Genomic DNA, 25723 nt, shown 5'->3' on the forward strand with positions numbered 1-25723 from the left:
CTTTCGTAGGTCTTTCGTAGGTAACCAGCCTGTTAAGTTGCTCAATAAGCACATATAGGTGCTTACAAGCACTCTGAAACGCCACATTTCCCGCTGTAAGAACACATATGCGCTTAAAGCTCTCTTTCGTGGGTAACCAGCCTGTTAAGTTGCTCAATAAGCACCTATGTGTGCTTACAAGCACTCTGAAACGCCACTTTTACCGCTGTAAGAATACATATGCGCTTACAGCTCTCTTTCGTAGGTAACCAGCCTGTTAAGTTGCTCAATAAGCACCTATTTGTGCTTACAAGCACTCTGAAACGCCCTATTTCCCGCTGTAAGAACACATATGCGCTTAAAGCTCTCTTTCGTGGGTAACCAGCCTGTTAAGTTGCTCAATAAGCACCTATTTGTGCTTACAAGCACTCTGAAACGCCACTTTTAACGCTGTAAGAACACATATGCGCTTAAAGCTCTCTTTCGTGGGTAACCAGCATGTTAAGTTGCTCAGTAAGCACCTATTTGTGCTTACAAGCACTAGATACGCCACTTTTACCGCTGTAAGAACACATATGCGCTTACAGCTCCCTTTCGCCATTAACCCTATACTAAACAACAATAATGGCGCTGCGCTTCTACTGAAGCCAGCGCCATCTATGCTCTACACCGTTGTAACGGAAATTTGTTTTTCCTTAAGCTGCGATAAGATTGCTGCTGGCAGCCGCTCATCCGTAATGATTGCATCTACATCATCTAAATCCGCCACATGGGTAAACGCTTGAACGCCGAACTTGCTGGAGTCGGCGACCAGAATGACTTGATCCGCCATACCTACCATTTTGTGCTTGATGCGTGCTTGCAGCTCGTTCGACTCGCTTACGCCGCGCTCCAAATGGACACCTTTGCAGGAGAGAAATGCTTTATCCACATGATATGCATCAAGAGAACGCTCGGCTAACGGACCAACATAGGACAATGAACGCGAAGCCAAAATGCCGCCCGTCGAGATGACTTCAATCTTCTCTTTGCTGCTCAGCTCCATCGCAACTTTGATGGAGTTGGTTAGCACCGTTAGAGGTATATCCGGCATGCTTGCCGCCATATACCAAGCCGTCGAGCTCGCATCAAGCAAAATACGCTCATTCGGCTGAATCAACTTAATCGCTTCCACAGCAATTCGTTTTTTCTCCTCCGCATGCGTAATCTCCCGCTCGAAATACGGAATTTCCGGCTGCTGATCCTTTACGCTAACCGCACCGCCATGGGAGCGGCGCAAACGTCCGGCTTGCTCCAAGCGGTCAAGGTCACGCCGAATCGTTTCCTCGGTCACCTGACATAGCTCGCTCAGCTCCGTAACCCGGATGCTGCCTCTCTCATTTACCAGCTGTACAATTTTATCGTATCGTTCATGGACCAGCATAACGTACCTCTTTCTTACTTATATTTGTATTCGCTGCTTAAGCGATTCCTGTTGTTTCTTTAAAAGCACGATATGCGCTCTCCCAAGCATCATTCTGCTCTGGCTCATACACATCAACTGGGAATGATTGGCGTATCACTTTGCGCGCTTCCCAAATGTCAGCAAGCTGACCACTTGCAATCCACTGCACAATCATGTTGCCAATTGCGCTGCCTTCCACGGGTCCTGCCCACACCGGCTTGCCAATCGCATTTGCAGTCCATTGGCAGAGCAGCGTATTTTGAATGCCGCCGCCAACCATATGCAAACCGCTGAACGCTTGGCCAGACAATTGCTCTGTTAACTCTAGCACATTTCGGTACTTCAAGGCTAAACTCTCCAAAATACACCGAACAATCGCCCCTGTATCAGCAGGTGCCATCTGCCTTGTGCGCAAACAATACTCCGTTATTCTAGCAGGCATATCACCCGGGTGCAAAAACAACGGATCATCCGGATCAATAAACGCAGCGAATGGCTTAGCTTCTTCGGCAAGCTTTACTAATTCGGGGAACGTATAAGAAATTCCTGCCCGCTCCCATGAACGTCTGCATTCCTGCAAAATCCACAGCCCCATAATGTTCTTCAGCAAACGATACGTGCCATAAACGCCGCCTTCGTTCGTAAAGTTCAGCTGCTGCGACAATTCAGTAATGACTGGCTCGTCGACTTCTGTACCCATAAGCGACCAAGTGCCGCAGCTTAAGTAAGCAAATGACTTTTCAAGAGCAGGCACTGCGGCAACCGCTGAGCCCGTATCATGCTCCGCTGCTGCATAAACAGGAACGGACTCTATGCCAAGCTCCTCGCAAAGGGAAGCTCGCAAGCTGCCAACCCTCGCCCCTGGCTGTACAATTTCACCGAACAGTTCCGGCGAAATGCCAATCGAGCGAATCAGTTCCTCGTCCCAGCTGCCTGCAACAGGGTTATACAGCTGCGTTGTCGTTGCGTTGGAAAATTCATTATATTTCTCACCCGTCAAAAAATAACGGAGCAAATCCGGAATCATTAGAAAATGTTTGGCATCCCGCAGCAGCGGTGAATCTGCCTTCTTCAAAGCAGCCAGCTGGTAAATCGTATTAAACGGCAGAAACTGAATACCCGTCTTCGCAAATATCCCCGTTTCCGTCAATTCCTCCACTACCTGCTCCATTACGCCATCTGTATGATGATCGCGATAATGATAAGGATTGCCAAGCAGCTCCCCATTGCTTCCAATCAAGCCAAAATCAACGGCCCAAGAATCAATTGCAAGGCTGTCCAGCGTAATGTCGCGATGCTTAACTAGCAGCAGCGCTTGCTTTAACTCATGAAGCAGTCGCAAAATATCCCAGTGCAGTCGATCGCCGACCTGCACCGGATCATTGGAGAACCGGTGCAGCTCCTCTACCTCGATCTTGCCATTATTCAGCCTGCCAAGCAGCGCTCTTCCGCTGCTTGCTCCGAGATCGTAAGCAAGGATGGTCACCAGCTGGCACCGCCCTTGCCTCTCGCCAATATGTCTTTGCCATAGCTGCTGCTTAGGTATGCTTTCATTGGATCATGCGGCAAGCCCTGCTCTTCGCGAATCGCGTGCAAAAGCGGTGTAACATCGAATTCGAATGCGCGGCGCACAGCATCCTCAGCGCCAAGAACATCATTGCGTTCAGCAGCTTCATTCACTTCATCATGGTTAATGAGCAGCGCCTTTGCCAGCTGGGTTTGCACGTTCAGGACGGAGCGCAGCATGGCAGGGATTTTTTGCTCGATATTATGCGACTGGTCAATCATATAAGTAATGCTCTCTGCATTGCCGCGAACAGCAGCATCCGCATCGCCTGCTGCACTCAAGATTTGATAGAAAATCAAGAACAGCTCGTAAGGGTTTACCGTTCCGACAATAAGATCATCATCTGCGTACTTACGGCTGTTAAAATGGAATCCGCCAAGGCGTTTCTCGTCTAGCAAGTAAGCAACGATATGCTCAATGTTCGCGCCAGGCAGATGGTGGCCTGTATCGACAAGCACTTCCGCTTGCGGTCCGAGCTTTTGCGCGAGGTTGTAAGCCATGCCCCAGTCGGCAAGATCCGTATGATAGAACGCCGGCTCGAAACATTTGTATTCAATGAGCATACGCATGTCCGGAGTCATTGCACTGTACATTTCGGCCAAAGCTTCCTGCATCCAAGCTTTACGCTTGCGGATATGCCCTTGACCTGGATAGTTTGTACCGTCGGCGAACCATAAGCTAAATTCACGCGAGCCCGTTTCCTTGGCAATATCCACGCATTCAAGCAAATGATCAGTCGCTTTCCGGCGCACTGCAGCATCGGAATTCGTTACGCTTCCAAGCATATAGTCTTCATCTTGGAATAGATTCGGATTTACCGCTCCAATTGAGAGTCCAAGACTTTCCGCATGGCTTCTAAGCTTGCCGTAATCTTCTACCTTGTCCCATGGGATATGAATAGCTACCGAAGGAGCGATCCCCGTCAGCTTATGCACTTGCGCCGCATCTTCAACCTTCTCAAACGGATTGCGAGGCACGCCTTCCTTCTGAAACACCTTAAAACGAGTACCGGAATCCCCATAACCCCATGAAGGTGTTTCGATTTTGAGCGCTTTCAATTTTGCTTTTACCTCTTCAATGTTAATGCCTCTTTCTTTCTGCTGCTCCTCAAAAAACGTATAAGCGCGATCAGTCATTATGGAACACCCTCTCATTTATATTTTCAACCTATTTGATTGGAAAAGCCATCGTAGACATCAACGTATTCTCTGCCTGCGTCGAATCTAATCTGCTGTATTGTACAATGATTGGAATATTGCTCAGCACCTCAATGGCGTAAGGAACGCCGATTGGAATCGACGCCCCTTCCTTCATTAATGAGCTGGTGCGTATATGGTTAGTTCGTCTGCCAGGAACAACAACTTGAATATCTTCCATCGGCTCGCGATCCTCAAAATAAATCGTAATATGAATAATGGCCTCTTCGGTGGAGCAATTCAGCACGCATATCGATTCATGGCTGGTAAGCGTTCCCGTGCTGTCTGGCGGTATATAACCATCCGGTATATACCAAGACTTCTCGCCTCTCCCTTGGATCATATCGCCTAACCTCCTAACGGGTGAATGCAGCGGGTACGCCGCCGTCAATAGTTAACATACAGCCTGTCGTTTTATCTGCTTTGGAGGAGGCAAAAAATGCAATGCCCTCTGCAATGTCGCGCGGATAAATGTTGACAAGCAGCGTCGTGCGCTTGCGGTAGTATTCTTCCAGCTGATCCGGCTCAATGCCATAAGCCGCAGCACGTTCATTGCGCCAGCTGCCGTTCCAAATTGCCGACCCCTGCAAAATCGCATCCGGCAAAATCGTATTTACACGAATGCCGAATTCGCCGCCCTCAGCTGCGATACAGCGTGCCAAATGAGCTTCAAGCGCTTTTGCCGAGCTATAAGCTGATGCATTTTTACCCGCGTACACAGAATTTTTCGATCCGATGAACACCATGTTGCCGCCAATGCTTTGCTGCTTCATTAATTTAAACGCTTCGCGAGCGACCAGGAAATAACCTGTTCCAAGCACATTCATATTCAAATTCCATTCCTTAAGCGATGTCTCATCGAATGGGCTTGAAGTCGCAAGACCAGCGTTGTTCACGATAATGTCCACGCCGCCGTAAGCAAGTGCTGTCTCTGCATAAGCAGCTTTGACCTGCTCTTCGCTCGTTACATCCATTTTCACTGCTGTTGCCCGGCATACGCCAAATTTCTCATTAATTTCAGAGGCAACCTTTTGAGCGCCTTCAAGATTAAGATCTGCAAGCACAACATGCGCACCCTCTGATACTAAACGGCGTGCTGTTTCACTTCCGATACCGCCAGCGCCGCCTGTAATGAAAGCAACCTTGCGTGAAAATTCCGTTTCAGCTGGAGCAAGCGACAATTTGTATAGCTCGAGTGGCCAGTATTCCACATTGTACGACTCGTTCTCGCTAAGCGATACGAAATCACCTAATGCTGTTGCGCCGCGCATCACGGCAATCGCACGGTGGTATAACGCTCCGCTCACTTGTGCCATCGCCCAGCTCTTGCCAGTGTTGATCATACCGATACCCGGAATTAGAATTACGCGAGGCGCTGCTTCAAACATGACGTCGCCTTCATTTTTGTTGCGTTCAAAATAAGCTTTATATTGCTCTTTGTATGCAGCGATTCCTTCTGATAGTTTCGCCTTCAAACCATCGATATCCTCTGCATTTGGCGTCCAGTCGATAAACAATGGAACAACCTTCGTATGCACCAAATGATCCGGGCATGCAGCGCCGACCTGCGATAATGTCGGAGAATTATTCCCGCTTACGAATGCTAGCACATCCGCTTCATCGTCAAATGTCAAAATCATCTTCTTCGCATCGCTCACTGCGCCGCGAATGGTTGGCATAACCTGTGCAGCTACGCTTTTGCGAACGTCAGCTTCGAGCACCTCGTATTTCACGCCGCCAAACAATGAAGCCTCGTCAAAACGAGATTCAATGAATGCCTCTGCCTCGGAAATGATTTTGATCGTTTGCGCGTAACATTCTTCGCTTGTCTCGCCCCAAGTAACAAGGCCGTGCTTTTCCATGAGCACTAGCTCGGCATTTGGATTGGCAAGAACACCTTCGGCAATCATTTTGGAGAGATTGAAGCCTGGACGTACATAAGGAACCCAGACGAAACGGTCGCCGAAAATTTCCTTTGCAAGCGCTTTGCCGTTATCCGCACAGCACAAGCTAATAATAGAATCGGGATGTGTATGATCCACATGTTTGAATGGAAGAAAAGCATGCAATAGCGTTTCAATCGACGCACGCGGGTGCTTCGAATCGATCATGCAGTTGACAAGGTAAGCAACCATCTCTTCGTCCGGCATTTCAGCACGTTCAAATAATGGACGGATATCATCCATCCGCAGTCCAGTAAAATTGCCTGCTTTCATAGAAGCAAGATCCGAACCGCTGCCCTTCACATACATCACTTCAACGTCGCGACCGCGGAAATCTTTGACGATTGTTTTGCTAGACGTATTGCCGCCGCCGTAATTGCAAACTCTGCGATCTGCACCAATGATGTTGGAGCGATATACGAGCTCAGCCAATCCGCCTTCCAACTGCGATGCTTTTTCGTTTTCCCACAAACTTTGTACCATGGATATACCTCCGAATGATGTTTTGTATTTGTTTGAATCGATCATAACACATTTGTTTATGTTTGAATATGATTATTTCAAAAACAAACAAAGATGTATATTTGTCGTTTTCTTTTTATTTTTTTTGACTAAACAAGCTATTCCCACAGCTGCGGGCAGCAAGCATGTACTTAGTAGACAAACAAAAAAATGCCCCTCAAGTTTATAAAAAACCTAAAGGGGCATCTCTTCATTATATACACTGCGCAGCATGCCTTACTGGCAGCGCAGCGTCACTTCAATATCTTGGTTATAATTGCCGAATCCTTTGCCAAACAGCGTAACGCCGCCGCAATTTCTCGTCGTTGTGCTGGATGAGATGCGGAATAAAATTTCTTTGTCATAAGCGAGCATTAACTCGCCAATCGTAACATCAGATACTTTTATCCCGTCAATGTAAGATCCTTGCTGATTAACGCGGATCGTTTTCATAAATCCATACTGAATATTTTTATGCCACCACTCGGGAGTATACAATCCTCGTGAGCTTCCAAAATCGCCTGGATACGTCCACGTTCCAACACCGACACCGTTAATCGTAAAAGCAATATCCGATGGCAGGTGGTTGACGCTGCAAGGCGTGTCCGAACAAATCTCCATCGCAATTTCGAGCGACTCTGGCATTTCGTTATTCACCATATAATTAGGTATACGATATTCCACAAATCCTGAACCGAACCATAAGACTTTGGCATGGACATGCTCTGGATCGGCAAAATAACGCGGATCATCGCACATCCCAATCATTTGAGTATCGGATGCCAGTCCGCAGGTTGGTTTAATTTGGTACGATGAATAATGTCCCACAGGCAGTGAAACCGAGTAACGCTTCGTTTCGTCCGTGACGGGTTCACTCTTAAAAACTAGCATCGCCTGCGACAGCTGGAGATGGCATATCTTTTGCATTCCGCGCTTGCCTGCCACGCTTTCGCTGCGAACAATGCCGGCTTCCTCGAGCATATGAATATGTCTTGTAACGATAGGAGACTTTATATCTAGCGCCTCGGATAAGCTTTTTATGTTCATAGGCTGCACGCCTAGCAATTCAATCATTTTGACCCGTGTGTGTGATGAGAAGCATTCTAGAAACTTCATATTGCGGCTGCTCACTTCAATTTCCATTGCTGCTTCCCCTGTCTCTAGCTAATTTCAAATCATTATATAACTAAAAAGTTATCCTTTCAACACTCATGCGCTTCGCCTTGACTTATGGAGTAGAATTCACTAAAATAAACGGCGTATACATAACTCAAAAGATATTTAGTTACCTTTTTAGTTATCTAAATAGTTTTAGGAGGAATTAAGATGAACTCATTTCAATTCGTTAATCCAACTCATATTGTGTTTGGTGAAGGAACAGCCAAGCAAGTAGGCCAATTAACCTCCAAATACGGCAAAACGGTCCTGCTCGTTTACGGATCAGGCAGCGTCAAAAAAACAGGCTTGTACGATCAAACCGTAAGCCTTCTTCAAGAAGCTGGCATCAAAGTGCACGAGCTTCCTAATATTGAACCAAACCCGCGTTTAACTACCGTCAAAAAAGGAATCGACATTTGCCGCGCTGAAGGCGTAGATTTCATTCTAGCCGTTGGCGGAGGCAGCGTTATTGATGCAGCCAAAGCTATCGCTGCAGGTGTTCCTTATGAAGGCGATGTATGGGATTTCTTCACAGGCAAAGCTGTTATTCAAAAAGCGCTTCCGCTTGGTACGATTTTGACACTGGCTGCAACAGGTTCGGAAATGAACGGCTCTTCGGTCGTTACGAACTGGGAAGAAAACTTAAAGCGTGCTTTTGGCAGCTCGCATACGTATCCTGCGTTCTCGATTCTCGATCCTACGCTTACGTACACGGTTCCTCGCAACCATACCGTTAACGGCGCTGTGGACATCATGTCGCATGTGTTCGAGCAATATTTCAGCTTAACGCCAAATACTCCGCTGCAGGAGCGCTTCTGTGAATCCATTTTGCAAACGGTAATTGAGAATGTTGAGCTAGCTCTTGAAAACCCTGAGGATGCGGCTGCTCGCGCGAACCTTATGTGGTGTGGTACGATGGCTTTGAATGGCGGTCTTATCAGCGTTGGCATGAGCAATGACTGGGCTTCGCACGGCATTGAGCATGAAGTGAGCGCCATTTACGATATTCCGCACGGCGCAGGCTTGGCTGTTATTTTCCCGAACTGGATGAAGTACGTTTATGAAGAGCGGGTGGATCGTTTCGTTCAATATGCAACTCGTGTATGGAATGTGAATCCAGAAGGCAAATCAGACAACGAAATCGCTCTTGAAGGCATTCAAGCCACTCGTGATTTCTTTACGAAAATTGGCGCTGAGTCCCGTCTTGCCGACTTTGAGATCGGAAGCGACAAACTGGATCGCATGGCTGAGGAAGCTGTACGTTATGGCACGATTGGTTCATTCAAGCGTTTGGAAAAACAAGATGTTAAAGCTATTTTGGAATTATCACTTTAACTGGAGGTTACGATAAATGACTCATGCCCTAACGGCACATACCACATTAAGCAACGGTGTAAAAATGCCTTGGCTTGGTCTTGGCGTATGGAAAGTGAAAGATGATGGCGAAGCGGAAAGAACGGTCGCCTCTGCGATTGAAGCTGGTTATAGAAGCATCGATACAGCAGCAGCTTACAATAATGAAGAGGGTGTTGGCGCTGGTATTCGCAACAGCGGGATCGCACGCGACGAAATTTTTGTAACGACAAAAATTTGGAATGCTCATCAAGGCTACGATTCCACGCTGACTGCCTTTGAAGACAGCAGACGGAAGCTTGGCATTGAAGTTGTTGATCTATTGCTCATCCACTGGCCTGTAAAGGATAAGTACTTGGAAACTTGGCGCGCGCTTGAAAAGCTGTACCGTGACGGTTACGTACGTGCTATTGGCGTGAGCAACTTCCAAATCCATCATCTACAGGATGTCATTACAGCAGGTGAATTTGTTCCTATGGTCAATCAAGTGGAATACCACCCGCTTCTTACACAAACGGAGCTTCACGCTTTTGCCAAGAGCCGCAGCATTCAGCTAATGGCTTGGAGCCCGCTTATGCAAGGAAACCTGGATCAAAGCGTGCTCGCTGATATTGCTGCCAAATACGGCAAATCGCCGGCTCAAGTGGTGCTTCGTTGGGATCTGCAAAACGAGGTCGTTACGATACCAAAATCGATTACTCCGGCTCGCATTAAAGAAAATGGAGATATTTTCGATTTCACGCTAACGTCTGAGGAAATGGCTCAAATCAGTGCGCTTAACCAAGATCATCGTTTTGGCCCAGATCCAGATAATTTCAACTTCTAAATTAAATCACTTCAAATAGTAACGGCTCCATCCTTGTTTCAAAGGATGGAGCCGTTTTTGGCTTAAATGGAATTATACGCGCTTAGTAACGTATATCTGTTTGGCCTAACGAGATGGGCTTTCTGCAAACTTGCCGCGAGAAGCTCCGTATCAACGCCAAGCTCCTCCGTCGTGGTCGGTCCGCCAACCTGCTTTAGCCACGCTCTAATTTGGGCTTCATCCGGAAGTGCGGCAATGGCCTCCCGTACCTTCTCAGGATTAGCTGTAAAAGCTAGACCTTCTTCTTCAGCGGCAAGCTGGTGATATAGCTTGGAAATTTCCGCGCAGGCTACGCCAACCTTTGCACCGTGCAGCAGCTGTCTTTTGCCAAGGCGAATATATTCCATTTCCCAGAAATGCGACAGATGATGTTCTGATCCGGACGCCGAATGCGATTGACCGAATAAGAGCATGGCAAGGCCGGACTCAATAAGCGCTTCAATAAGTATGCGAATGCCTTGCTGGTCACGGGAAGCAATTAACGAGGCATTCTCTACACAATTGTTAAGTGCAATACGCGTAATTTCAGCAACCTCTTCTGAATAGGGCTCACCGCCTTCAGCTGCGCCAAAGCTCCAATCAAATAACGATGTATATTTTCCCAGCATATCGCCAAAACCAGCAGCTACCATGACTGCTGGCGCCGCTGCGAGGATTTCCAAATCAGCAAATATCGCATCGGGGCCAATGGCTGCGATCGTCTTCTTCTCGCCGCGAATAATAATCGGCGCTCCTTTGGAATTGAAGCCGTCAACAGATGGCGCAGTCGGAACAGATACAAAGGGAATGCCAGCTGTATAAGCGGCATAACGAGAAATATCATGTATCGTTCCTGAGCCTGCTGCAATGACTACCTGTGCTTTGCGCAGTTGAATGTCCAATAAGAGCTGCACGATCGATGCTTCATCCGCAATGACATCGCCTTGACGGTCCGCCTTTATGATCGTCACATGAACAGAAATACCTTGGGCTGCAATGGCTTCCTCAAGTTGCTTCCCAGCAATGCTGTATGTAATCGCATCCGCAGCAATAACAACCTGACTATACTGCTTTTCCTTTATATAGGGTGCTACCGCTTGAAGCGCACCCGCTTCGACAAGCAAAGGGTTTATTTCAATCGCTCGCAGCGTTTCTTCATCAAAGCCTGCTGCTAGCTTTTTCACTCTATCAATAAGGTTTGACATGGGCTATGCCTCATTTCGTAGTGTAATATTTTTATTCTGCTCTTGATGGCATACCTTGTCAACTTTAACAGCACGCTCCTTCTATTAATATTCACGGCTTGCCAGCGCCATTTTGGCAGATTCCTGCGTAAAAACACCTTCAGCAGTAATAATCTTCATCGGAAGCTCCTTGCCCTCAGACAAATCCTTAACCGCCTTCATGAGCTGAGGACCAAGCAGCGCGTTGCATTCAACTGCAAAGTTAAGCTTTCCGATACTTAATGCTTTAAGAGCCGACTTAGTAGCATCAACAGAGATAATCGTAATGTCCTTACCCGGCCGCAAGCCAAAATCCTCAATGGCCTCAATAGCGCCTAAAGCCATATCATCATTATGGGAATAAACGACGTTTATCGCAGAGCCATGCCGTTTCAGCGCCGCCGCCATCAGCTCTTTGCCCTTCTTCTTCGTAAAGTCGCCTTGCAATGATTCAAGCAAAGTGAAGTTTTGATCGGTTTGGATAACCTCCTTGAATCCCTGCATCCGCCCAACAGCTGGTGCAGAGTGCGCTGTTCCTTGCAGCTCGACGAATTGATAGCTTCGTCCTTCCTCTCCCTCTTGCATCAACCATCTTGCCGCCCTTCTGCCTTCCTCGCGAAAATCAGAACCGATGTAAGCTGTCCACAGTGTATCATCGCTTACGTTTACTTCACGATCAGACAATATGACTGGAATTCCTGCCTCCTTCGCCTCCTTCAATACCCCTTCCCAGCCGGTCTCCGTCTTCGGTGAGAAGGCGATCACATCCACCTTTTTCTTTATAAACTGCCGAATCAGTTCAATTTGTTTATCCTGCGACTGCTCCGCATTCTCATAAAGCAGCTCCACGCCTGCTTCCTTTGCCGCATTAATCACCGACTTTGTATTCGCGATTCGCCAGCCGCTTTCCGTACCCACCTGTGCAAACCCTAATACAATCGGAGCTTGTGCCTCTTGGAGCGTAGGCGCAGGTGAATGCGTAACGCGCGGCTCGCCCTTTCCCTCCAGTTGATTCGTTATTTTCTGGCTGCGCAAAATAACCTTTTTGGGAATTCCCTTTTCTTTATTCAATATATCGACCGCATAACGGATCGCTTCCTTGCCGCCAGGAGGGCTTGTAAAAGTGCCTGTCAGCTTGTTCTCCGAGACGAGCTGCAGGCTGCCGTTTTCAGAATTGACGCCATCGATGCCAATAATATTAATATCATTCCTATTAAGCTTCTGTACTGCACGATATGCGCCTAACGCCATGGCTTCATTATGGGCAAAAATTAAGTCAACCTCGGGTTGATCCTTTAACCAATCCGTTAGCAGATCCTCCGCAAGGTCGCGCTGCCAATCCGCATTCATCGTCTGCACGATGCTAAGCTTGGAATTATGAATCGCTTCCCGAAATCCATTGCTGCGTTCTTCAACGGTTGGAGAACCGGCCAGCCCTTGCATTTCAATAATTTTACCGCCCGACTCGCCCAGCGTTTCCATTGCAAATTCGCCTGCTTTTCTGCCGATCATTTCATCGTCCGTACCGACATAAAGCGTATAATCATACCCTGTCACGCCTCTTCCGAGCACGATAACTGGAATATTCTCGTAAACGGAGCTGACCGTTTGCGTGAGAGCTACTGGATCATCAAGCGATATGATGAGCAGATCGACGCCATATCCAACCAGCTTCTTCACATCCTTCGCCTGCTGCTCGCTGCTTTGCGCGGCATCGGTGAAGATAACCCGCATATCCGAGTGCCTGCTGACCTCCTGCTGAATTTCCTCATTCATGGCCACGCGCCAAGGCTCGCTCAAATTGGGCTGGGACACCCCGATCAAATAATTGTATCCGCTGTCATTTTTCGTTACCTTCTCGTTCATTACGCACGCCCGCGTCCATACTACCAAAGCCACAAAAATCAAGCAAAGGATAAGAAAACCTGCTGCCTTTCTTCCAATCATGAACGTATCCCTTTCTTATAGACCATCGGCGAGGTTCCAGTCACCTTCTTAAAGGCGCTGCTGAAATAATGCTGGCTGCTGTACCCTACCTTCTCTGCAATTTCATACACTTTGAACAAGGGATCGCTCATCAATTGAATCGCTTTGCGAATTCGAACCTCCGTCAAATAATCGATAAAAGAAAGCCCAAGCTCCCGCTTCAGCTGCTTGCTCAAATAAGTAGGACTCACCTGCACGCCCTCAGCGACATCGCCAAGCGTCAGCGAAGGCATGTAGAAATTACGATCAATAAATTTTTTCGTCAAAATAACGATCGGAGACAAGCTGCCTTTGCTGCCAAGCTCTCTTGACAACGTACGGTACAGCTTCGGAAACTCTTCAATACTCTCCACTGCCTGCTGCTCAAAAATAATCGTTTTTTCAAGAAGCGCTTCCATTTTATCTTGAATTTTCTGTCCTAACTTGAGCCATTCGTTATAGCTGTCTATACAGCCCATGACGATGATTTGACCTTTCTTATCGTTAAGCACGACATGATTGCCTGCTCCATTGCCAGCAAGCAGGTCCTCCGTAATGTTTTTCAAAGCAAACTCCAGAAGGTCGCGGTCCCACACGCGCATCGCCTTGCCGGATTCCACGTTTTGAATCACCTTAAACGCGATCATGCCGACAGCATCGACCCAGCCCAGCCTTAGGAAGGTGGTCTGATTATGAATTTCCTCAGGCGCAATAATGCCTTCCAGCCATTTCAACAAAAACGTATCCCGAATCGCGACGGAATTGGTTTTGAGCTGCTGATCCATCCATTCCAGCTTTTGCTCCTTGTCTCGTTTCTGCTCAAGCTCGCTTATTGCTTTGCGTACAACAGTCTCCAGCTTGCTTTTCATTACAGGCTTGAGCATATATTCAAATACATGCAGCTTTACGGCCTGCTGCGCGTAACGAAACTCATCATGTCCCGAAATAACAATGACAATGCTGCGTTCCAGCGTTTGCCGCAGCCGCTCAATGAACTCCAGCCCGTCTACAAACGGCATGCAAATATCAACAAACAAAATATCAGGCTTACGCTCTTCCGCAAGCTCAAGCGCTTGCAAGCCGTTCTCGGCTTCGCCTACCAGCTCTATGCCAAGCTCCTCCCAAGGAAGCACCTTGGCTAATCCTCTGCGAATCTTCGGCTCATCATCCGCTATAAGCAGCTTCCACATCTCCATACCCCCAGCCATTTCAAGTTATCCAACCATTAACGGTAGTTTTACCACGATTTTGGAGCCTTGTCCCCGCTCGCTCTCAATGGTAAGACCATAACCAGAGCCATATGACAGCTTGATTCGTTCATTCACATTGTACAATCCATATCCTCGATCCTCGCCGCTTTGCCGGATAGCATGAAACGATTCATTCATTTGAATCAGCCGCTCCGCTTCAAACCCGACGCCGTCATCTTCAACGACGAGAACCAGCTTATTGTCTTCTGCAGAGCCATGTATACGAATCGTGCCTTTAGCCAGCTTTTCTTTGATGCCATGATAAATCGCGTTCTCGACGAGCGGCTGCAAAATGATTTTGAGCACGCTTAGCGTCTGCAGCTCCTGCGGAATGTCGATCTCGAAGGATAACTTATCCTCGTATCTGGCCATTTGAATAATCAAATAGCTCTCCACATGCTGAATCTCGTCGCTAAGCGGAATAACCTCTCGTCCTTTGCTAAGGCTGATTCGGAATAGATGAGTTAAGGCAACAACAATATCGACGATATCATCGGCATCCCGGTCCTGTGCCATCCACTGAATCGTATCCAGCGTGTTATAGAGGAAATGGGGTTTAATTTGTGCTTGCAATATTTTCAGCTCGGCCTCGCGTTTCTCCCTTTGCTCCAAATATACGAGATGAATCAAATTGTCAATTTCCTGCACCATATGGTTAAAGCTATTGCCCAGCTGTCCGATCTCATCTTTTGTTTTACTAGGAAAGCGCAGATGAAGCTCGCCTTCTTCTACCTTCTTCATTAAACTGCGCAGCTTCCCAACAGGACGAACGATCGCATTCGTGAAATACCAGGATGCCATAAAGGCGAGCAGCAGCGTGACCAGCGCAATGATAACGGTATAAAATTGAATGTCGGCAACGACTTGAAGCGACTCCTTAAGCGGAAACACGCCGACGATTCGCCAATCAAACTCTGGAAAGGTATTATAGATCATCTGGTATTCAAGCTCATTGACTTGGTGAATGACTTTGCCAGAGCGCCCCTCCATCCAATCGCCCGAAATGCGGTACACAATCGGATTGACTGGCGAATACACGACACCGCCATTCTCATCCATAATAAAAATAAAGCCGCTTTTCCCTAGCGATACCGATTCTACGATCGCCTGAATAATGTCTAATTTCATATCGATCAAAATAACGCCAAGCACTTGCCCGGTCAACGGGTCCTTTACAGCCCGCACGAACGACAGCACCTGATCGGCGCTTAAATTTTGCTCTGCTCTAATATTTCTCCCTATCGGATGGCTGAACAAATGAATATGCTCCGGCTGAAGAACGGCTTTTTTATACCACTGCTCTTCCGTCATGATATCTCTCGTAATCGGCTCTAATCCGCTGCTTGCGAACTGGTTGTTGCGGCTCACAATCATCGCTCCAGCGATTTCTACATGCTTCTCTATATAGACCCTCTCAAGTTTCCTCACCTTAGAATCCAGCAGCTTCAGCTGCCCTGATTCGTTATTCGACCTTCTCATAAATTCGATGACCGACGCGTCCTGCGACAAATAATAAATAATGTTATCCATTTCTTTTATGTATACTTCAATATGGTTTTTTACCTGATCCATCATTTGCACCGTATGTGCGTTCGTTTCCTCTTCAATAGCATTTTTGTATAAGGTGCTGCCCAGAATGCTGAGCGCAGCGATTGAAAATAAAGTAATGATGACGAAATAAAATAAAAGCTTGAAACGGATACTACGATTCGCAAATAAACCGCTTAGCATAAACATTCAATCCGTCCTCATCAAATAGTGATCATTTCCTTTGAAATGCGAAAAACGAAACTGCATAAGAGATTTTTCTCTTCTGCAGTCTCGTAATTTACCTATCTTCAATTGCCATAACGATTAATATTTGCGATTTGGCAGCGCATCGATTGCTTTTTGGCCGAAATAAACATCCTCATCCGATTTAATCCATTTTTCAAGCGTAGTGCCAGCTTTGTAATCAAGAATAGCTTGCTTCAGCTGTGGTCCCAGCAATGGATTACATTCTACAGTAACATTCATTTTACCTTCTGCAATCGCTTCAAAAGCTGCTTTAATGCCGTCAACGCCGATAATTTTAATATCTGTACCTGGCTTCAAGCCCGCTTCTTCAATCGCTTGAATTGCGCCTAGCGCCATATCGTCATTATGTGCGTAGACAACTTGGATGTTTTTATCCTTTTTCAAATAAGCTTCCATGACCTCTTTGCCTTTGGCGCGAGTGAAATCGCCTGTTTGGGAATAAACGATTTTGTAGCCGGCTTCGCCAGCAATCGCATCTTCGAATCCTTTTTTACGGTCATTCGCTGCGCTTGCACCTACTGTACCTTCCAATTGAACGATGTTGACCTGAGCGCCAGCGCCAAACTCATCGATCATCCATTTCGCTGCGTTTTGACCCTCGAGAATAAAGTCGGAACCGATAAACGATACATACAAGTCTTCATTGCCTTTTGTAATGCCGCGGTCTAGCAAAAACACTGGAATATTCGCATCTTTAGCTTCCTTCAATACCGTTTCCCAGCCTGATTCTACGACTGGCGCAAGTCCAATGGCATCTACTTTTTGGGCGATAAACGTACGGATCGCTTTAATTTGGTTTTCTTGCTTTTGCTGCGCGTCAGAAAATTTCAGCTCGAAGTTCGGATCTTCGCTAAATGTTGCTTTAACCGAATCGGTCTCAGCATCGCGCCAGCCGCTTTCCGCGCCGATTTGTGCGAATCCTACAACCAGCTTCTTGTTCGCTTCCGGTGGTGCTTCCGTTGCCGCATTCTCTGTTGGCTTGTTTGTTGCATTTCCGTTTGTTGGTTTGTTGCCCCCATTATTGCTGTTGTTGCCACAACCGGCAATCAAGCCTACCAGCATAATTGCAGCTAGCATCGTGACGATAAACGGTTTCTTTCTGTTCATTCTTATTTCCTCCCTATCGAACTTGTATTGGCTACACTCTCAATATACAAATGTTGCAAATGTTCTGTATTTACAAATTAACGACTTTATTTTCAAATTTCGGTTTATTTTTGGAAGCTGGCAAAGCGTTTTTTTCTTTTCTCATCACAATAATTCGCTGAAAAGCCATGAAAAGAAACAATAAAAATCCAATAGTAATCTTGGTCCACCAAGAGCTGAGCGTTCCTTGAAACATAATGATCGTTTGTATAATACCTGTACAAAGCACGCCGAGCGTTGGCCCGATCAAATAACCAAATCCGCCAGTGAGCAAAATACCGCCAATAACGCACGACGCAATGGCATCCATTTCCATACCCATCAAATGCAGCGAATAGCCCGACAGCATATAGAGTGTAAACACGATGCCCCCAATAGCAGAAAACAAACCGCTTAAGGTGTATACAAGAATCGTCGTTCGCGCAACTGGCAGCCCCATCAAAACAGCGGACTTTTCACTGCCGCCAATCGCATACACCGCCCTGCCAAAGGAGGAATACCGCCCGATCAGGAGAGCAGCGATAACAACGGCAATCGCAATGACGACACTAATCGTTATAAAATGATCGCCCCACAAATAAATTTTGTATTGGGAGAGCTTCACATAAACCGAATTGCTAATAACGATACTCTCCGTGCTGATGAGAAAGCTGATCCCTCTAGCGAGGAACATTCCCGCCAGCGTGACAATCCAAGGATGCAGCTGAAAGCGCTGAATTAAATACCCTTGCCCTGCCCCAAACAGCGTACCAATGACGAGAGCAACGATCGTTACAACAAGTGCGTTTGCCCCATGCTGGAACAACGATGCCGACACCATGCTGATCAGCGCAACGACCGAAGCTACGGATAAATCGATGCCGCCTTTAATAATGACGAATGCCATGCCTGTGGCCACAATAATGAGATAGGCATTGTCTATAAATAGATTCAAAAATACTTGCATGGAGAAAAAGCCCTTGTAAAGCGCAGCACCTGATCCGTACAAAATAAACAAAAGAAGCAGCGTAGCCAAAACAATAATATTGTTATGGCTAATTTTCAGAGAAATCAGCTTCATTATGCCGCCACCTTCTTTTTCACCAATTTGAATGACTGCCGGAATAAGTCGGATTGAATCAAGCAGACGATAATAACAACAACCGCTTTAACGAGCAAAATGCTGGAAGGCTCGACACCCAAAGAATAAATCGTCGTCGTTAAGCTTTGGATGAACAAGGCTCCGAAGATCGTTCCGCCAAGGTAGAAGCGTCCGCCGCGCATCGAGGTTCCGCCAATTACGACAGCTAAAATAGCATCCAGCTCTATCCACAGTCCGGCATTGTTCGCATCGGCACTTGCTACATTTGCGCTAATAATAATGCCGGCAATACCTGCGCAAATGCCCGTAATCGTATATGCGGTCATGAAGATTACTTTAGGACGTATACCCGCATAGCTGCTCGCTGTCTTATTGCCGCCGGCAGCCTCTAGAAAAAGCCCGAACGCGGTACGCGTTTTGAATAGATATACGAGTAAAAATACAGCCATCGCAATGAACAGCGGAAATGGCAGCCCTAGCAAATGCCCTTTTCCAATAAACTGATACGCCTTATCGTTAGTCGTAAGCACTTGCCCGCTCGTAATTAGTTGAGCGATTCCTCGGCCAATCGTAAGCAAAATTAAGGTAGCCACCATCGGCTGAATGCCAATCATCGCAACCAGCATCCCATTCCATAAGCCGCATAATAACCCTGCAAATACCCCTGCTAGAATGACAAGCCAAAGTGGATAACCATCGAGCATAAATACCGCGATAGCCCCCGAAATAGCGAGAACTGATCCTACGGATATATCAATTCCCTCTTTAGCAATGACTAGAGTCATGCCAATAGCAATGATGATGAGCGGCGATCCATTTTTCAAAATATCAATTAAATTGCCGAATAAATGGCCGTCCTTCCATTCCATTCGAAAAAAATCAGGGATGACGATCAAATTGAAAAGAAACAATACAGCGAGTGCCAGAATCGGCCAAATGATTTTCTGCTTGCTTAAACTACGCGCCAATCCCGTCAGACCCGCCATACATTTCCGCTCCCTTCGCAATCATTTCCATAATAATGTTCTCGCGCATGTTTGCGCCGGCGACCTCGCCGATCTTAATCCGATCGCGTAAAACGATAATCCGGTTGCAGCATTGAACAATTTCCTCTAGCTCCGCCGATATGATGAGGATCGATATGCCTGTTGCCGCCAAATCAAGAATGAGCTTGCGGATTTCCATCTTGGAACCCACATCGATTCCGCGTGTCGGCTCATCCAGAATAAGCAGCTTCGGCTGCGTAGCAAGCCACCTCGCCAAAATAACCTTTTGCTGATTTCCGCCGCTTAGATTTTCAATCTTCTGCTCCGCGCTTGGGGTTTTGATCTTTAGCAAATCAATGTAATGATTAGCGATTTCCTTCTGCTTGCGCAGCGGTATGAATGAGAAGAGGCCTTTACGGGCTTGCAGCGCCAAGACGATATTTTCACGAATGGTAAGCTCTCCTATAATGCCTGCTACTTTGCGATCCTCTGGCGTGAATCCAAGCCCTTTCTGAATAGCTTTCTGCGGGTACATGGAAGAAATAAGCTCGCCGTCAATGGTCAAGCTGCCTTCATCCGCTTTGTCGATGCCAAAGATGAGCTTAGCGATTTCTGTTCGGCCTGAGCCAAGAAGTCCTGCAAGACCAAGCACCTCCCCTTTCCCGATCTGAAGATCGATAGGATTAATGCTGCCTCGTTTGCCAAGCGAGCTGGCCTCCAAAAAGTTTTCGCCAGCCGTTCGCTCTACTGCCTTTTTCCCTGTTGCTTCTTCTACGCTCCATTCCCTGCCGATCATATGGGACACAAGCTCTGTTTTGGTCAGATCCTTCGTTAAATATTCGCCGATGAGCATCCCATTGCGCAGCACCGTAATTCGGTCGGTTACTTCATAGACCTGATCTAGGAAATGAGTAACAAATACGATGCCCATGCCCTCTTGCTTTAGAATGCGCATAACCTTGAACAGCTGTTTAACCTCATTCGCATCAAGGCTTGACGTAGGCTCATCCAATATCAGAATACCGTTCGAAATATCAACAGCTCTCGCAATGGCTACCATTTGCTGAATAGCGACCGAATAATGCGATAAAGTTTGCTTAACATCAATCGCAAGGTCTAGACGCTCCAGCAGCCGCTCGCTGCCTTGGTACATTTTGTCCCAGTCTATTAATCCGCGTTTTCTGGGATGACGACCAATATAAATGTTCTCAGCCACGCTAAGATTTGGGCATAAATTGACCTCTTGATATACCGTGCTTATGCCAAGCCGCTGTGCTTCCAGCGGAGATTTTGGAGCTATCGTCCTGCCAGCAAGCAGCACCTCTCCAGCATCCCATTTGTGCACGCCGGTCGCTACTTTAATCAACGTCGATTTTCCTGCGCCGTTCTCTCCCATGAGCGCATGGATCTCGCCCTTCCTGAGACCAAAATCAACATTTGAAAGCGCCTTGACGCCAGGAAACGATTTGCTAATTCCTTTCATATGCAGCACATAATCGGTGCCCATGGTCCTTCACCTCTTTCCGTTTTCACCTCCAATTGTAGAAAAAACGACCATCGTTCGTATTTAGAAATATAGGTCTTTTTTTAATGAATTCGGACATTTGTGCAAAACAAAAGAGCGACCCCGCAGCTGTGTCAGCTCGGAGTCACTCTCTTGTTCACCTATGATTTATTTGCCTGCCGCTGCTTCCATAAAGCCAGCAATTTGTACCTTTTGACCGGTTTTTGCACTCTCAAGTGAGGCCAGAACCATCGCCATACTATAAATATTGTCGCTGCAATCCGTTTCCGGCTTGCTGCCTACCTCAAGCGAAGCGAACATATTGTCCAAGCAGCCTTTATGATGCGTATTTTCCATTTCAGGAAGCTGGGATTCTACTCGTTTATAGTCGCGTATGAATTTCCCGCTCTGATCGCCGCTAACCACGATCTCGGCATATGGGTTGTTATCTCCTTCCCAAATCGCTGTACCATGCTCGCCAGTTACTCTCCAAGAAGACTCCCATGTTGTGGACGCCCCCTCCGCGCACCAAGATCCGCGATAATTAAATACGGAGCCGTCGGACATCTCAAAGATACAGATCGCATTGGCATTGCCTGCATACCAAGAGCCTGGAGGATTAAATTCATGACAATAGACAGAAACAGGATCAGCACCAATAATAAATCTCGCCTGATCGAAGGTATGAATCGCCATATCCAGCAGCAATGGGCTGTCCATCGCATCGCGGAACCCGCCAAAATGCGCGCCTAGAAAAAAGTCTGCGCCTACAAAACCTGGTTTGCCGATCGTGCCCTCCTCGAGCAATTGTCGAAAAGCACGAATGCGCGGATCAAATCTGCGATTTTGCATAACGGCATGCGTCCTGTCCGATTCGCTAGCAATACGTACGATTGCATTGCAGTCTGCCATCGATTCTGCAAGCGGCTTTTCTCCGAAGACATGGCAGCCCATCTCTAGAGCCGTCGTGCTGATTGTATAATGGCTTGCAGGAATGGTCACATCGAATACGATGGTAGCATCTGTCTCCGCGATCGCTTTTTTGATGTCGGTAAAGGTTGGACAATGAAGCCCCTTGCGTTCAGCCATCGCTTGCGCAAACTCTTCCTTAATATCAACAAGCCCGACAATTTCAGTGTCTTCCCGTTCTTTGGCGTAGTCTACCCAAGTGTTCGCCATGCCTCCGCAGCCGGCAATAACGACACGATGCTTAATCGACATTATATTCTCTCCTTTTTTTGAACTCTATTATTTTCTATACCGGATTAGGAACAAAATCGCCGCCGCGGCAGTTTTTCAAATAATTAAGCGCATGTACTTGTCCTGTCATTTCCAGCTCGTCCTTGTAAACAGGATCATGCCAGCCCTCAATATCAATTGTGCCTTTATAATCGTTCTGTCTCAAAATCGTAATAATATCTTTCCAGTTGGTATCGCCAAAACCAGGTGTACGGTGCCATACATACTGCTGCTTGCTGTGTACTCCGTGCTCCTTCACGATATCCCAAGCAATCGTTGCATCTTTCCCATGCACATGGAACACCTTATTCGCCCATTTGCGCAGCTGCGGAATCGGATCGATTAAGCTGACCATTTGGTGGCATGGCTCCCATTCCAATCCGATGTTGTCCAGCGGCACCGCGTTAAACATAAGTTCCCAGGCTGCCGGGTTATGGGCAATATTCCAATCGCCTGTCGCCCATGTTCCGCCCATATCGCAGTTTTCAAAAGCAATTCGTACACCTTTATCCGCTGCTCTGCGTGTGAGCTCCCCGAATACTTCCTTGAATTTCGGAATGGACTCGTCAATCGGTTGATTCGTCAATCGGCCTGTGAACCCAGATACAATATCAGCTCCAAACAGATGCGCATGATCAATCAGACGCTCCCAACTCGCAAGCGTATCTGCGTTGTTTCCTTCTCCCGTTAGCGGGTTCCCGAAAACGCTTACAGCTGGAACCACAAAGTCATGTTCATCGGCGAGCGCTCTTACCCGTTTAGCTATCTCCACAAGATCTGTTTCACCAGTCGTTTGCCAGAAAGTTAAGTTGAACGATTCAAATCCGTGGTTTACGATTTGTGGAATGATCTGATCCGCATTCCCTCCGCCGACAAGCGTTCCAATTCTCAATTTGTTATTCATCCTTGTATATCACTCCAATATTGGCTTATAGTATTCTCAACAACTTCATTATAACTAGGAGTTTTGTATATTTCTCTATACAATCTTGCGCAATACTAGTCGAATCTTGTGTTGGAGGTGACGTAGATGAGCTATCCGAAAGAGCTATGGGAAAATACGCGTCTAGAGCAAAAAGCGTATCCATTTCAGCTCTTCCAAAACCGTGCCTATAATGTAACGCCAAATGAATGTTTCCTTTATTTACACTGGCATGAGCATTTTGAAATTATCATCATGAGAGAAGGCAGTGCTCTCTTCCATATCGACAGCCGTCCATTTGTCGTCAAGCCAGGAGAAGTGCTGCTCATCCCAGGCGGCGGGCTTCATGTCGGCTATGCACTGGGTTACGGCAATATTTATTATGATTGTATCGTCTTCAACGCTTCCCTCTTCAATGATTGGGTGCATGATCCGCTGCATGCGCAGTTTGTTGCGCCTTACTTGGAGGGTAGGCTTCGTTATCCCGTAAAGCCGGCCGAGCAGGATGAGTCCTGTCTTCAGCATTACTCGCTGCTGGAAGAAGCAATTACCGAGCTGATTGCCAAGCCGCCAGCCTATCAGCTTATCGTCAAATCAAAGCTGTATGCTCTATTTACGCTTCTTTCCCGCACTTTCATCGAGCGTCAGCTGGTAGGCATGCCGGCGGAACCATACTTTGTCAATCGGGACCGCTTCAAGCTGCTCATTTCGCGTATTGAATCTGATTTTCGCGAAAAAATGTCGATTGAGCAGGCCGCCAAGCAAGTCAGCCTCAATCCCTACCATTTTTGCAAGCTGTTCAAAAAGCTGACAGGACGCACCTTCGTCGAATACGTCAATGTCAATCGCATGAACGAAGCCGAGCGGCTGCTGCGCGAAAGCAATGATACGATTACTGAAATCGCAGCAAAGGTAGGCTGTGAGAATCCGAACTATTTTACGAAACTATACAAGCAGTACAAAGGAATGACCCCCTCGCAGGCACGAAAGCTGCAATAGCGGCAGATGAGCGTACAGCAACCTTTTGGCCTTTGCCTGCGTCTTACTTACAACGATGATTAAAGGAGATAATTGGATGTTTATGCTTAAAACGAAATACTTCTCTGTCATATCCATAGTTATTCTCATAACAGTCATTTCAGCTGCCTGCAGCAGCGCCGGCAAACCATTGAATAACGAAGAGAGCAGCACTTCAGAATCAGGTGGAGCCATTGCAACGGACAAGCCTACCGAGGCACCACTTCCTACTGCAACTGAGGACATAACGACTGAAGCGCCGACAGCTACCACATCTCCAAAGGATGCTATAGAGACGGCCACACCTGCACCAACTAAACAACCAGCAAAAACTGATGAACCTGCTGCGACTGCGAAACCAACGAAGAAACCTGCAGCCTCAGCTAAACCTTTGCCAACCATAAAGCCGACCAAGAAACCAGCCTCTCCAGTACAGACTGAGAAGCCAAACACTGAGACACCAACCGAGAAGCCGATCATTAAACCAACGGTTACACCGAAGCCATCCACCCTGCCGATTGCTACGCCGTCTCCTACACCGAAGCCGACGACGAAACCAGATCCAGGCAATCCATCTGGTGCGGTCACCGTTGCTGATATCGCAGCCAAAATAAAAGCCGATGCAGGGCTTGGGTCGCTTTCGGAAGTTGAAGGCGAACGAATAAAAGACAGCTATGGCATAGACCCGGAAACGATGCTGATTGACGGCATTTTCTATCAACCGATGATAATGATTCAAGCTGGAGAGTTTTCCGTCGTTCAGCTCAAGTCAGAGAAAGACTTTTCCGACATTGAAGCTCTGTTCAAGAAACGTGCCGAGGCTGTGCAAAAAGTATTCGAAACCTATGTACAAGATCAATACGAACAGGCTTTAAACTATCAGATTCTGCGCAATGGAGATTTTGTTTTCTTCTCGATAACGCCTGACCAGAAAAAAACAGCTGAACTTTTCAATGCGTTTTTCAAGAAAAAATAATAAGGCAAAAATATCCGAAATTAAATAAATCATGAAAGAATGGCGACACAGGCAAAATTCCTGTGCTGTCATTCTTCTTTTTTGTCTATGGATGGGATGCTAGCGGCAGAGTGAAAATGGAGATGTAAGAACACATAGGTTCTTACAGCGTGAGAAAAGCCTTTGTATGTTGTCTATAAGCGCATATATGCGCTTATTGCGTTACTTCGGCGTATGAGCGAAGAGGGAATGGAGCTGTAAGAACACATAGGTTCTTACATCGTGAGAAAAGGCTTGGTTTGTTGTCAATAAGCGTATATATGCGCTTATTGAGCTGCTGCGGCGTATGAGCGAACAGGAAATCGAGCTGTAAGAACCCATAGGTTCTTACAGCGTGAGAAAAGGCTTGGTTTGTTGTCTATAAGCGCATATATGCGCTTATTGCGTTGCTGCCGCTTATGAGCGAAGAGGGAATGGAGCTGTAAAAACACATAGGTTCTTACATCGTGAGAAAAGGCTTGGTTTGTTGCCAATAAGCGCATATATGCCCTTATTGCGTTGCTGCGGAGTATAAGCGAAGAGGAAATGGAGCTGTAAGAACACATAGGTTCTTACAGCGTGAGAAAAGGCTTGGTTTGTTGTCTATAAGCGTA

General features: G+C 46.9%; 20 protein-coding genes. 4 read left to right on the forward strand and 16 right to left on the reverse strand.

Annotation, left to right across the window (positions count from 1 at the left end; translation table 11 throughout):
* Window positions 1–643: 643 nt before the first annotated feature.
* From AB4Z45_RS19645 to AB4Z45_RS19670, 6 genes are all read right to left on the reverse strand, one after another.
* Window positions 644–1402 carry a DeoR/GlpR family DNA-binding transcription regulator gene (locus AB4Z45_RS19645; protein WP_430054191.1) on the reverse strand — a complete coding sequence of 253 codons (759 nt, stop codon included), beginning with the start codon at window positions 1400–1402 and terminating at the stop codon, window positions 644–646.
* 37 nt (window positions 1403–1439) lie between these two features.
* Complete coding sequence (locus AB4Z45_RS19650) at window positions 1440–2909, reverse strand: rhamnulokinase (RefSeq protein ID WP_441911003.1); 1470 nt, start codon at window positions 2907–2909, stop codon at window positions 1440–1442.
* Window positions 2906–4126 carry an L-rhamnose isomerase gene (gene rhaI, locus AB4Z45_RS19655; RefSeq protein WP_441911005.1) on the reverse strand — a complete coding sequence of 407 codons (1221 nt, stop codon included), beginning with the start codon at window positions 4124–4126 and terminating at the stop codon, window positions 2906–2908. Before rhaI ends, AB4Z45_RS19650 begins: the two co-directional genes overlap by 4 nt.
* A 31-nt stretch (window positions 4127–4157) precedes the next feature.
* Window positions 4158–4529 (reverse strand): sensory rhodopsin transducer, encoded by a 372-nt coding sequence (locus tag AB4Z45_RS19660; protein WP_339203652.1) that lies wholly within the window; start codon window positions 4527–4529, stop codon window positions 4158–4160.
* Window positions 4530–4542: 13 nt separating this feature from the next.
* Window positions 4543–6612 (reverse strand): bifunctional aldolase/short-chain dehydrogenase, encoded by a 2070-nt coding sequence (locus tag AB4Z45_RS19665; RefSeq protein ID WP_441911006.1) that lies wholly within the window; start codon window positions 6610–6612, stop codon window positions 4543–4545.
* 255 nt (window positions 6613–6867) lie between these two features.
* A complete protein-coding gene (locus AB4Z45_RS19670; RefSeq protein ID WP_076266748.1) occupies window positions 6868–7773 on the reverse strand; it encodes an ArsR/SmtB family transcription factor in 906 nt (301 codons plus the stop codon).
* A 183-nt stretch (window positions 7774–7956) separates the two neighbouring features.
* Between AB4Z45_RS19670 and AB4Z45_RS19675 the strand changes: the two genes are divergently transcribed.
* A complete protein-coding gene (locus tag AB4Z45_RS19675; RefSeq protein ID WP_076266747.1) occupies window positions 7957–9123 on the forward strand; it encodes an iron-containing alcohol dehydrogenase in 1167 nt (388 codons plus the stop codon).
* 16 nt (window positions 9124–9139) lie between these two features.
* Complete coding sequence (locus AB4Z45_RS19680; RefSeq protein WP_441881476.1) at window positions 9140–9967, forward strand: aldo/keto reductase; 828 nt, start codon at window positions 9140–9142, stop codon at window positions 9965–9967.
* 62 nt (window positions 9968–10029) lie between these two features.
* On the opposite strand, the gene AB4Z45_RS19685 is transcribed toward AB4Z45_RS19680, so the two are convergent.
* The 10 genes from AB4Z45_RS19685 to AB4Z45_RS19730 form a co-directional block, all read right to left on the reverse strand.
* Window positions 10030–11190, reverse strand: a complete 1161-nt coding sequence (locus AB4Z45_RS19685; protein ID WP_441911007.1) for a sn-glycerol-1-phosphate dehydrogenase — start codon at window positions 11188–11190, stop codon at window positions 10030–10032.
* An 84-nt stretch (window positions 11191–11274) separates the two neighbouring features.
* Window positions 11275–13155, reverse strand: coding sequence for a substrate-binding domain-containing protein (locus tag AB4Z45_RS19690; protein ID WP_441911009.1), 1881 nt, complete (start codon window positions 13153–13155; stop codon window positions 11275–11277).
* Window positions 13152–14363 (reverse strand): response regulator transcription factor, encoded by a 1212-nt coding sequence (locus AB4Z45_RS19695; protein WP_441911010.1) that lies wholly within the window; start codon window positions 14361–14363, stop codon window positions 13152–13154. The genes AB4Z45_RS19690 and AB4Z45_RS19695 overlap by 4 nt, the downstream gene beginning before the upstream one ends.
* 24 nt (window positions 14364–14387) lie before the next feature.
* On the reverse strand, window positions 14388–16160 hold the full coding sequence (locus AB4Z45_RS19700) for a cache domain-containing sensor histidine kinase (RefSeq protein ID WP_441911011.1): 1773 nt from the start codon (window positions 16158–16160) through the stop codon (window positions 14388–14390).
* A 117-nt stretch (window positions 16161–16277) separates the two neighbouring features.
* Window positions 16278–17327 (reverse strand): ABC transporter substrate-binding protein, encoded by a 1050-nt coding sequence (locus tag AB4Z45_RS19705; RefSeq protein WP_441911013.1) that lies wholly within the window; start codon window positions 17325–17327, stop codon window positions 16278–16280.
* Window positions 17328–17397: 70 nt separating this feature from the next.
* Complete coding sequence (gene yjfF, locus AB4Z45_RS19710) at window positions 17398–18426, reverse strand: galactofuranose ABC transporter, permease protein YjfF (protein ID WP_076266740.1); 1029 nt, start codon at window positions 18424–18426, stop codon at window positions 17398–17400.
* Window positions 18426–19433 carry an ABC transporter permease gene (locus AB4Z45_RS19715; protein WP_441881494.1) on the reverse strand — a complete coding sequence of 336 codons (1008 nt, stop codon included), beginning with the start codon at window positions 19431–19433 and terminating at the stop codon, window positions 18426–18428. The genes yjfF and AB4Z45_RS19715 overlap by 1 nt, the downstream gene beginning before the upstream one ends.
* A complete protein-coding gene (locus tag AB4Z45_RS19720) occupies window positions 19405–20940 on the reverse strand; it encodes a sugar ABC transporter ATP-binding protein (protein ID WP_441911015.1) in 1536 nt (511 codons plus the stop codon). The genes AB4Z45_RS19715 and AB4Z45_RS19720 overlap by 29 nt, the downstream gene beginning before the upstream one ends.
* A gap of 165 nt (window positions 20941–21105) precedes the next feature.
* A complete protein-coding gene (locus AB4Z45_RS19725; RefSeq protein WP_441911016.1) occupies window positions 21106–22158 on the reverse strand; it encodes a Gfo/Idh/MocA family protein in 1053 nt (350 codons plus the stop codon).
* Window positions 22159–22192: 34 nt separating this feature from the next.
* Window positions 22193–23080, reverse strand: a complete 888-nt coding sequence (locus AB4Z45_RS19730) for a sugar phosphate isomerase/epimerase family protein (RefSeq protein WP_441911017.1) — start codon at window positions 23078–23080, stop codon at window positions 22193–22195.
* A gap of 126 nt (window positions 23081–23206) precedes the next feature.
* Between AB4Z45_RS19730 and AB4Z45_RS19735 the strand changes: the two genes are divergently transcribed.
* Window positions 23207–24097 (forward strand): AraC family transcriptional regulator, encoded by an 891-nt coding sequence (locus AB4Z45_RS19735; RefSeq protein ID WP_441911019.1) that lies wholly within the window; start codon window positions 23207–23209, stop codon window positions 24095–24097.
* Window positions 24098–24173: 76 nt separating this feature from the next.
* Window positions 24174–25091 carry a DUF4358 domain-containing protein gene (locus AB4Z45_RS19740; RefSeq protein WP_441911021.1) on the forward strand — a complete coding sequence of 306 codons (918 nt, stop codon included), beginning with the start codon at window positions 24174–24176 and terminating at the stop codon, window positions 25089–25091.
* Window positions 25092–25723: the final 632 nt, after the last annotated feature.

This window comes from Paenibacillus sp. MCAF9 (assembly GCF_052114265.1).
In the GTDB taxonomy this organism is placed as follows: domain Bacteria; phylum Bacillota; class Bacilli; order Paenibacillales; family Paenibacillaceae; genus Pristimantibacillus.